This is a genomic window from Secundilactobacillus pentosiphilus (genome assembly GCF_002217985.1).
In the GTDB taxonomy this organism is placed as follows: domain Bacteria; phylum Bacillota; class Bacilli; order Lactobacillales; family Lactobacillaceae; genus Secundilactobacillus; species Secundilactobacillus pentosiphilus.
The window spans coordinates 1-207 of record NZ_BCMI01000119.1 but is presented as its reverse complement, the minus strand read 5'-3'; the positions used below and the strand labels follow the sequence as shown (position 1 = coordinate 207).

Annotated in this window: 1 pseudogene; it reads left to right on the top strand. The window is 42.5% G+C overall.

Annotated elements, in window-relative coordinates:
* Positions 1-181, top strand: a pseudogene (locus tag CES81_RS13715) (phage tail family protein); the annotation flags it as partial.
* Positions 182-207: the final 26 nt, after the last annotated feature.

Sequence of the window (207 nt, the reverse complement as noted above, 5' to 3'; positions counted from 1 at the left end):
GCCAATGACCAGTGATCAGACCCTTTCCATGGACGGAGTATATCCATATTTGAACGATGAACATTGTGGTCGTTCTACTGATCACGGGCTGTTAACCTTGGCGCACGGTTGGAATCAATTTCGAATTGACAATGCCAAGAATATCCAAATGGCGTTTAACTTTAATTTTTTGTATCGGTAAAGGGGTGTGCAGATGGCAATATCACA